Genomic DNA, 9,445 nt, shown 5'->3' with positions numbered 1-9,445 from the left:
AGCGCCGCGCGGTCGTGCGCCAGGTGCAGGTCATTGGCGAAGGCCAGCGCAATGCCGGCGTAGGACAACGCCAGCGCCGCGTGCTCGCGCCGCGCCACGCGCCGGCGGCCGATCCAGGCGCCGATCACCACCACCAGCGTCGGGTAGGTGAACAGGATCAGCCGCTCGAGGCTGGCGTTGATGTAGGCGAGGCCCCAGAAGTCGAGGATGCTGGCCAGGTAATAGCCGGTCAGGCCGAGCCAGGTCAGGCGCAGCCAGTCGCCGGCGGCGAGCGGCGGCCGGTCGCCACCGCCGTACCAGGCCAGCGCGGCGAAAAACGGCAGCGCAAACAGCATGCGCAGCGCCAGCAGCGTGATCGCGTCCACCGGATGCCAGGCGTAGGCCAGCTTGACCAGGATGGCCTTGAACGAAAACCCGACCGCCGCCAGCAGGGCGAACAGCGTGCCGTTGACATCGAGCCGATGGGCGGGGGCGGACATGGCGAACGTGGACGTGGGCGGGGCGCGCAGTGTACCGGCGCGCTGCGGTACGCTCATCGCGGCGGTTCACACGGAGATTGGCATGGCGGTGAGGCAGGTATTGCGCATGGGGCATCCGCTGCTGATGCAGGCGGCGCAGGCGGTGCCGGATCCGCGTGATCCGGCGCTCGCCACGCTGCTCGAGGACCTGTTCGACACCATGGCGGCTTGCCACGGGGCGGGTCTGGCGGCGCCGCAGATCGGCGTGCCGGCGCGGGTGGTGGTGTTCGGCGTCACGCACAACCCGCGCTATCCGCAGGCCGAGGCGGTGCCGCGCACGGTGCTCATCAACCCGGTGATCGAGGTGCTCGACCCGACCGAAGAAGACGGCTGGGAAGGCTGTCTTAGCGTGCCCGGCCTGCGCGGCCGGGTGCCGCGGCCGCGGATGGTCCGCTACCGCGGCTACGACGAGCGCGGGCATCTCATCGAGCGCGAGGCGGGCGGTTTTCACGCCCGCGTGGTGCAGCACGAGTGCGATCACCTGGATGGCGTGCTCTACCCGCAGCGCATGCGCGACCTGCGCTGGTTCGGCTTCGAGCCGGAGATTCTGCACGCCATGGGCGGCGCCTGAGAGCTTGTGAATTTTTAAAGCTCCGAGGCCGGCCAGGGATGGCCGGACGCGAATCGAGCCCGCAAGGGCTTGATTCGCGGGAGCCCGTCCGGGCGTGTACCGGACGGGCGACGCAAGACATGCGCAGGACGCGCATTTCTTCACAAACTCCGAGGGCCGCCGCCGCTATCATGGGCGCCCGGCCAAGCAGGGGATGGCGAATGTTCTACGTGCAGCGCGGCGCCGACGGCAGGGTGAGCGGGGTGTCCATCGATCCGCAGGGCAGCGGCGAGCCGCCGCTGGCGGCCGACCATCCCGACATCCTCGAATTCCTGCTGCGCCACGGCGGGCAGACCGCCGCTGCCCAGGCGCTGGCCGCCACCGACCTCGAGCTGGTACGCGTGGTGGAAGACCTGATCGCGCTGCTGGCCGAAAACGGCGTGATCCTGTTCACCGACCTGCCGGAGAGCGCGCAGCGCAAGCTGCTGCTGCGCGAACGCCTGCGCGCGCGGCTGGGCGAAATCGACCCGATGGTGGACGACGACGGCGCCGTGCTGTAGCCGTCGCCCGGCGCGGCGGCTTTACCAGGCCCCAACCCAAGGCCGGCCAGAGCGCCGGCGTCGCAGGAGCGGCTTGAGCCGCGAACGCCGTTTTTCTTTTTCAACGGCCTGTTAAAGCGCCCGCGGCTGGGCCAGGTGGTAACCCTGCGCGCCGTCCAGGCGCAGTTCGCTTACCGCGGCGAGTTGTTCGGCATCCTCTACGGCCTCGGCGATGAGCAGGCAGTCCAGGCCGTGGGCGATCTCGCGCAGCGTGCTGACGAAGTAGCGGCTGTCGGCGTCCTGTGCCAGCGCGTGCACGTAGCGTCCGTCCACCTTGAGGTACGCCAGTTTCAGCCCGGACAGGTAGCCGAGTGGGTTGAAGCCACGCCCGAAGTGGTCGAGCCCGACGCCGTAGCCGCGCTTGGCGAGTGCGCCGATCAGCTCGCGCAGCGCCGGCAGTTGGCGGCTGGCGCCGTATTCCGGCAGCTCGAAGCTGAGGTTGCCGGCCAGGTGCGGACGCTGCTCGAGCTTCGCCAGCAGCCAGCCGTGGAACTGCGCATCGGCCAGCGAGCTCGGGCTCAGGTTCACGGCAAAGTGGCGGGCGTTGTCGGATGGCTTCACGCGCGCCAGCAGCGCAGTGATCACCGCCCGGTCGATGGCGCTGGCCAGGCCCAGCCGCTCGGCCATGGGCATCACGCCGCCGGCCGGCAGCAGGCCCTCGTCGGTCGGCAGGCGCAGCAGCACCTCGTGGTGCACCACCATCTGCGGGTCGCCGGGGCGCACGACTGGCTGCGCGTACAGAGCCAGTTGGCCGCGCGCCAGGCAGTCGCCGATCAGGTTGCGCCAGGCCGAAGCGGGGCGGGGGCGGGGCGCCATCTCATCGCGGGCCAGCTGCCAGGCATTGCCGGCGCTGGTCTGCGCCTGGCGCAGCGCGGCATCGGCCCGGCTGAGCAGCTGGCGGGCGTCTTCGTTGCCGGTGCGCACCGCCATGCCGATGTGGCCGACGTCGGCGTCGGCCGTCAGGCCGCGTTCGTACAAACGCGCCAGGGCCTGGCTCAGGGCTTCGCCGAGCGCCGCCAGCTCGTCGTCGCCGCTGCGCGGCACCAGCAGCCCGAAGTCGGCGCCGCCCAGGCGCGCCAGGCAATGCGGGCGGAATTCGGCGCTTGCCTCGCGCAGCACTGCCGCGGCCTGGCGCAGCAGCTCATCGCCGGCGCTGTAGCCGTGCGTTTCGTTGTAGCGCTTGAAATCGCGCAGCTGCACCAGCACCAGCGCGCCGCGGAAGTGCTCTTCGGTCGAATCGAGCAAGTGTTGCAGGTCCTGCTCGAACAGCGCCCGGTTGCCGAGCCCGGTGACCGGGTCGCGGTAGGCCTTCTCGCGCAGGCGCTCGCCGAGGGCGATCTGCTCGTCCAGCATCTGCTTGACCTTGCGCGACATCTGGTTCATGGCTTCGACCACGCGACGCAGCTCGCGCGTGCGCGGCAGGTCTTCCAGCAGCGGGAATTCGCGCTCGGCGATGGCGATGGCCTGCGCCTCGATGGCGCGCAGCGGGCGCAGGATGATGTTGACGCCGATCACCGCCAGCGCCACGGCGAGCGCCGCCACCAGCGCGAACAGGCCCACCGAGTCGCGCGTGGTGCGCCACAGTTCCAGGTAGGCGTAACCCGGATTGCTGGTCACCTGGACCCGGCCGAGCTGGCGCCAGCCGGACATCAGCATGGCCTCACCGAGCGGCGTGTGCAGCGGCAGCAGGCGCACGAACCAGGCCGGCACGTCCTCGAAGCGCACCGCCTGCTCGCGGCGCAGCAGTTCCGTGCCAGCGGTGTCGACGATGCGCACGGTTTGGTAATAGCCGCTGTCGAACAGCGCATCGACCATCGCCTCGAGCGTGGCGCGGTCGTTGTCGGCGACGCTGGCGGACAGCGACAGTCCCAGCGAGGTGGCGGCGTCCTGGGCGTGCGAGCGCAGCTGGGCGTCCAGGTAGCTGCGCGTGTTGCCGACGCTGATGGCGACGCTGCCGGCGAACACCAGCAGCAGCAGGGCGAAGACGGCGATCAGCAGTTGCCGCAGCAGGGTCATGGCGGGGTCTCGCGGTGCGGGGAGGTGGTGGATGTTTCCATGCGGGTCATCAGGTCCTGCCACAAGCTGAGGCGCTCGGCGCCGCCGACGCGTTTGCCGCGCCCGCGGGCCCGGGAAATCCACAAGCCCCGACCGTTGAAACTGTACACGGGCACCAAGTCCGTGCGCGACGAGCCGGGCCGTAGCGTGCCGACCAGGTTGTCGAGCACCAGCGGATCGGCCGCCGGGGTGGCGTAGTAGGCGAGCACCATGTGCGCCTGGTTCAGGCGCACTGCCTTGACGTAGGTGATCTGCAGGCGCGATTCGGGCACGCCGAGCTCGAGCAGCGTGAAGTACTTGGCGATGGCGAAGTCCTCGCAGTCACCGCCGCCGGTGGCCAGAAACTCCACCGGTGTGGCCCAGTAATCGGCGCGGCCCCAGTGCGCCAGATCGTCGACGAACTCGAGCTGATTGAAAAAATCATTCACCGCCTCGAGCTTGTCGGCAAGCGGCAGGTCGCGATCGCGCGCCACCAGGTCCCGCCAGGCGCGCACGCGCTGCGCGGCGGCGTGTCCGTAGCGCGTTTCGATCGCGCGCAGGGTAGTGGCATCGAACGTCGGTCCGTTGGCTGCCGCCGGCAGCAGCAGCGCTGCCAGCAGCAGTCCCGCCCAGCGGGCGGCCAGGCGCCAGCCGGCGGGCCTGGTGCGGCGTCGAGCGGGCGTGGCGACGGGGAACAACGTACGAACCTTTTCAGTGTCTCAAGGCGCGGCTGCCTCGACCGAAAACGAGCCAGGGCCGCTTGGGGCATGCAGTCCGGCGGCAGCCATCGTCCGTCCAGGCAGAATTCACGGCGCCCATATGCACCACCGTCGATGTGTAATCCGCCCACTTCGGCTATGCGGGCGCCGGTGTATCGTGCGCACAGGCGCAGATTCATCCAGCCCCCGCGGCCGGCGTCGGATGTGCCGGCGCGCAGCGACGGCGCAAGCCCTGTCGCCCGCAGCGCGGGCGTGACTCTCGCGGCTGCGTTTTCCCATCCCCGATTAGCGGATCGTTACCCAGGAAACTTGAGCCCTACATGGACAACAGCCCCACGCCGTCGGCGGTCTGGTCGCACCTCGGTGCGGACCTGCATCGGCCCGAAGACCCGCTGCTGGACTGCCTGACCTTTCTGGCGCGTCTGCATCAGCGGCCGAAATCCGAGCAGGCGCTGACGGCGGGTCTGCCGCTGGTGGACGGGCGCCTGACGCCGGCGCTGTTCGTGCGCGCCGCCGAGCGGGCTGGGCTCAACGCGCGCCTGGTGCGCCGGCCGCTGGAGCGTATCAGCGAAGCGGTGTTGCCGGTGGTGCTGCTGCTGAAGGATCGCCGCGCGGTGGTGCTGCTCGGCTGGCAGGCCGACGGCAGCGCGCGCATCGCCGATCCGGACGCCGGCATGGGCGAGGACGTGTGGACGCGCGAGGCCCTGCTCGACGACTACACCGGCAGCGCGCTGCTGGTGCGCCCGGCGCCGGTGTTCGACGAGCGCAGCGCCGAGCACGGTCACCTGCTCGCCGGCCACTGGTTCTGGGGCGCACTGCGCAAGCTGTGGCCGATCTACGGCGAGGTGCTGCTGGCGGCGCTGCTGGTGAACGTGTTCGCCCTGGTGTTGCCGTTCTTCACCATGAACGTCTACAACCGCGTGGTGCCCAACCGCGCCGTGGAAACGCTGTGGGTGCTGGCCATCGGCGTGGCGGTGGTGTCGCTGTTCGATTTACTGATGCGCTCGTTGCGCGCCTACTTTCTGGACGTGGCGGGCAAAAAATTCGACGTCGCCCTGTCGGCGCGGCTGTTCGAGCACGTGCTCGGCCTGCGCATGGAGGCGCGGCCGCGTTCGGTCGGCGCGTTCGCCAATCAGCTCAGCGAGTTCGAGAGCTTTCGCGAGTTCATCACCTCGGCCACGCTGACCACGCTCATCGATCTGCCGTTCGCGTTGCTGTTCCTGGGCATGATCGCCTGGCTCGGCGGCCCACTGGTGGCGGTGCCGCTGGTGCTGATGCCGTTGGTCATCCTGTACGGCTGGCAGGCGCAGCGGCGCCTGCGGGTGCTGGTGCAGCAGAGCATGCGTCTGGGGGCGCAGAAACAGGCCACGGTGGTCGAAACCCTGACCGGCTACGAAACGGTGCGCAGCATGGGCGCCGAAAGCCCCATCCAGCGCCGCTGGGAGCAGCTCATCGGCGCCCTGGCGCGGCTGGCCATGCGCTCGCGCCTGCTGTCGTCGTCGGTGGTCAACGTGGCCGGCCTTGCGGTACAGCTGTCGTCGGTCGGCATGCTGGTGTATGGCGTGCACCGCATCATCGACGGCGATTTGAGCGTCGGTGCGTTGATCGCCTGCGTGATGCTGGCCGGCCGCGCGCTGGCGCCGCTGGCGCAGGTGGCCGGGCTGCTGGTGCGCTTCGATCAATCGATGGCGGCGCTGCGCGCGGTGGACCAGATCATGCAACTGCCGGTCGAGCGCCCGCCGCAGCGCAATTTCCTGCACCGGCCGCTGTTGCAGGGCGCCATCGAGTTCAACCACGTCAGCTTCGCCTACCCGGGCCAGCAGGTGCCGGCGCTGGACGACGTGTCGCTGCGCATCGCGCCCGGCGAGCGGGTGGCGGTGATCGGCCGCATTGGTTCGGGCAAGAGCACGCTCGAGAAGCTGATCCTCGGCCTGTACCAGCCCACCGCCGGCGCGGTGTTGCTGGACGGCATCGATCTGCGGCAGATCGACCCGGCCGACGTGCGGCGCAACATCGGCTACGTGCCGCAGGACGTGACGCTGTTCTTCGGCAGCCTGCGCGAGAACATCGCCCTGGCGGCGCCGCAGGTCAGTGACGAGGCGATCGTGCGCGCCGCCGAGCTGGCCGGCGTGATGAGCTTCGCCGCCCGCCACCCGGCCGGCCTCGACATGCCGATCGGCGAACGTGGCGAGGGCCTGTCCGGCGGCCAACGGCAGGCGGTGGTCATCGCCCGGGCGCTGCTGCTCGACCCGCCGGTGCTGATCATGGACGAGCCGACCAACGCCATGGACAACTCGACCGAGGAGCAATTCAAAAACCGCCTGGCGCAGGTGCTGGAAGGGCGCACGCTGCTGCTGGTCACGCACCGTGCCTCGCTGCTGTCGCTGGTGAACCGGGTCATCGTCATGGACGGCGGACGGATCGTCGCCGACGGTCCCAAGGATCAGGTGCTGGATGCCTTGCGCAGCGGACGGCTGACCGGGCGGGGTCAATGAACATGGACTTTTTCAAACAGCGCTGGGCGGAACTGCGCAGCCTGTGGCACGACGTCGATCGCGAGGACCTCGACTACATGGCCGACACCACGGCCGTGGACCTCGACCCGGCCCATCCGGCCGGGCATCTGATCCTGATCGCGGTCACCGTGCTGATCGTGGTGGGGCTCGTCTGGGCCGGTTTGTCGCAAGTGGACGAGGTCACCCACGCCGAGGGGCAGATCATCCCCTCCAGCCAAGTGCAGGTGGTGCAGAACCTCGAAGGCGGCATCGTGCAGGAAATCCTGGTCAAGGAAGGTGACATAGTCGACAAGGATCAGGTTCTGCTGCGCATCGACCCGACCCGCTTTGCCAGCTCGTACCAGGAAGGCCGGTTGAAGTACCTGGCGCTGCTGGCGCAGGTGGCGCGTCTGACCGCCGAGACACAAAATCAGCCGCTGGCGCTGCCGCCCGAAATCGACAAAGAAGCGCCGCAGCTGGCCGAGGACGCCCGGCGCCTGTACCACACCCGCCAGCAGGAATTGGCGTCCAGCGTGCAAATCCTCGAGCAGCAGCGCGACCAGCGTCAGCAGGAGCTATTGGAAATGCAATCGCGCGTCGCCCAGCTCGAGCGCAGCTTGGCCCTGCTCAGCGACGAGTACGAGCGCACCGCGCCGCTGGCCGCCGAGGGCGTCATCTCGCAGGTGGAGCTGCTGCGCCTGAAGCGCCAGCTGAACGAAACCCGCGGCGACCTGGATGGCGTGCGCCTGCGCCTGCCGGCGGCGCGCGCCGCGCTGGACGAGGCGAACTCCAAGATCGAGGACGTCAAGATCAAATTCCGCACCGACGCCCAGAGCCAGCTCAACGACGCCAAGGCCGAGCTGGCCGCCACCGCCGAGAGCAACACCGCGGCGCTGGACCGGGTGACGCGCACCGCCGTGCGCTCGCCGGTGCGCGGCACCGTCAAGCGCCTGAAGGTGACCACCGTCGGCGGGGTGGTGCAGCCGGGCATGGACCTGGTCGAGATCGTGCCGCTCGAGGACACGCTGCTGGTCGAGGCCAAGGTCAAGCCGCAGGACATCGCCTTCCTGCGCCCGGGCCAGCGCGCCATGGTCAAACTGACCGCCTACGACTCCACCATCTACGGCGCGCTCGAGGCCAGGCTCGAACACATCAGCGCCGACTCCATCACCCAAGAAGACAAGGACGGCGGCGAGCGCAGCTATTACCTGATCCGGGTGCGCACGCTCGACCGCGGTTACCGCAAGGACGGCGAGTACCTGCCGATCATTCCAGGCATGACCGCCACCGTCGACGTGCTCACCGGCCGCAAGAGCGTGCTGCACTACCTGTTGCGGCCGATCGTGCGGGCGCAGGAACGCGCGCTGCGCGAGCGCTGAAGCGGTATCCAGGGAGGAGCTGATTCATTCAATCCCTCCTGTTCGGGGCAGGATGCCTCGGGCCCGAATCGAGGACCGAAGCCGTCGATTCGGGCAGCGCAGCGCGGGCGCCTACCGCGCGGATGCGAGCTGAAAAATTCCCGGGGCGGAATTTTTCAATCTCCTTACGGATGAAAACTCATATGAATCAGCGCAAAGGGAGCTTTTTCGCATGATCGTTCTGGCAGCGAGCGACCCCCATGTACTGGCGCGCTGGCAGCAGGCGGCGCCGGCCGGCGCCGCAGTGGCGCGTGACAGCGCCAGCCTGGAGGCGCTGCTGGCCAGTCAGCGCCCGGCGCTGGTGCTGCTGGACCTGCAGCTCGACGGGCTGGGCGGCGCGGCCGCTGCGGCGGAGCTGATCGGCCGTCACGCTGCCACGCGCGTGGTGGTCATGAGCCGCGAACCGGACGAGGACGAAGGTCTCGCCGCCCTGCGCGCCGGCGCCCGCGGTTACTGTAACGTCTACATCGACCCGCGGCTGCTCGAAAAAGTCATCACCACCGTGCTGGCCGGCGAAGTGTGGGCCGGGCGCAAACTGGTCGACCGGCTGGTGCAGATGATCGCCAGCAGCCGGCCCGCACCCGCCGGGGACGACTCGGGCGGCCTCGATGCGCTCACCCCCCGCGAGCGCGAGATCGCGCTGCTGGTCGGTAAAGGCGTCAGCAACAAGGCCATCGCGCAGCGCCTCGACATCACCGAGCGCACCGTCAAGGCGCATCTGGGCGCCGTATTCAGCAAACTCGGCGTGACCGGGCGCCTGCAGCTGGCCCTGCGCGTGGCCGCCCGCCCGGACACCGCGGGCCACTGAACGGACCCGACGCCCGCCCGGCGCATTGGTCTTTTGGCCAATATCCAAATCCGCCGGGTATGCCGATGATGCCTACCATAAGCACCGCAAAGTCCGGCCCGGCGGGGCCGGTGCGGTAACCGCAATCACCGTCCGAACCTCGGAGAATGCTCATGGCAGCGCAGCAGATCGGTGTCGTCACCATCGTCATCGGCCACGTCGTGGCGGTCAACGCCGACGGCGTGGAGCGCGTGCTGGCCACGGGCGACGTCGTCTATGCCGACGAAGTCATCCGCACCGCCGATGCGGGCGCCGTCACCATCCC

Annotated in this window: 8 protein-coding genes; 5 read left to right on the top strand and 3 right to left on the bottom strand. The window is 69.4% G+C overall.

Annotated features, from left to right (window positions below; all coding sequences use genetic code 11):
- Window positions 1–479 (bottom strand): DMT family transporter (locus PHC73_RS07635; protein ID WP_300126395.1); only part of this gene is annotated, 479 nt, incomplete at its 3' end.
- 82 nt (window positions 480–561) lie between these two features.
- Between PHC73_RS07635 and def the strand changes: the two genes are divergently transcribed.
- Window positions 562–1,089 (top strand): peptide deformylase, encoded by a 528-nt coding sequence (def, locus tag PHC73_RS07630; RefSeq protein WP_300126394.1) that lies wholly within the window; start codon window positions 562–564, stop codon window positions 1,087–1,089.
- Window positions 1,090–1,289: 200 nt separating this feature from the next.
- The gene (locus tag PHC73_RS07625; RefSeq protein ID WP_300126392.1) at window positions 1,290–1,628 is read left to right on the top strand and encodes a hypothetical protein; all 339 of its coding nucleotides are present in this window, start codon (window positions 1,290–1,292) and stop codon (window positions 1,626–1,628) included.
- A gap of 111 nt (window positions 1,629–1,739) precedes the next feature.
- Here PHC73_RS07625 and PHC73_RS07620 read toward each other — a convergent pair whose 3' ends face one another.
- Both PHC73_RS07620 and PHC73_RS07615 read right to left on the bottom strand, forming a co-directional pair.
- Window positions 1,740–3,683: an EAL domain-containing protein gene (locus PHC73_RS07620; protein ID WP_300126390.1), complete on the bottom strand. Its 1,944-nt coding sequence runs from the start codon at window positions 3,681–3,683 to the stop codon at window positions 1,740–1,742.
- Window positions 3,680–4,399 (bottom strand): transglutaminase-like cysteine peptidase, encoded by a 720-nt coding sequence (locus PHC73_RS07615; protein WP_300126388.1) that lies wholly within the window; start codon window positions 4,397–4,399, stop codon window positions 3,680–3,682. Before PHC73_RS07615 ends, PHC73_RS07620 begins: the two co-directional genes overlap by 4 nt.
- Before the next feature lie 341 nt (window positions 4,400–4,740).
- On the opposite strand from PHC73_RS07615, the gene PHC73_RS07610 reads away from it, so the two are divergent.
- The 3 genes from PHC73_RS07610 to PHC73_RS07600 all read left to right on the top strand — a co-directional run bounded on the left by PHC73_RS07610 (window position 4,741) and on the right by PHC73_RS07600 (window position 9,141).
- Complete coding sequence (locus PHC73_RS07610; RefSeq protein ID WP_300126386.1) at window positions 4,741–6,915, top strand: type I secretion system permease/ATPase; 2,175 nt, start codon at window positions 4,741–4,743, stop codon at window positions 6,913–6,915.
- Between the two features lie 2 nt (window positions 6,916–6,917).
- Complete coding sequence (locus PHC73_RS07605) at window positions 6,918–8,294, top strand: HlyD family type I secretion periplasmic adaptor subunit (protein ID WP_300126384.1); 1,377 nt, start codon at window positions 6,918–6,920, stop codon at window positions 8,292–8,294.
- Between the two features lie 211 nt (window positions 8,295–8,505).
- On the top strand, window positions 8,506–9,141 hold the full coding sequence (locus tag PHC73_RS07600; RefSeq protein WP_300126382.1) for a response regulator transcription factor: 636 nt from the start codon (window positions 8,506–8,508) through the stop codon (window positions 9,139–9,141).
- Window positions 9,142–9,445 lie beyond the last annotated feature (304 nt).

Source organism: Immundisolibacter sp., assembly GCF_028696615.1.
In the GTDB taxonomy this organism is placed as follows: domain Bacteria; phylum Pseudomonadota; class Gammaproteobacteria; order Immundisolibacterales; family Immundisolibacteraceae; genus Immundisolibacter.
Note: the sequence above shows the minus strand (reverse complement) of the source record. Positions and strands in the feature narration are given on the sequence as shown.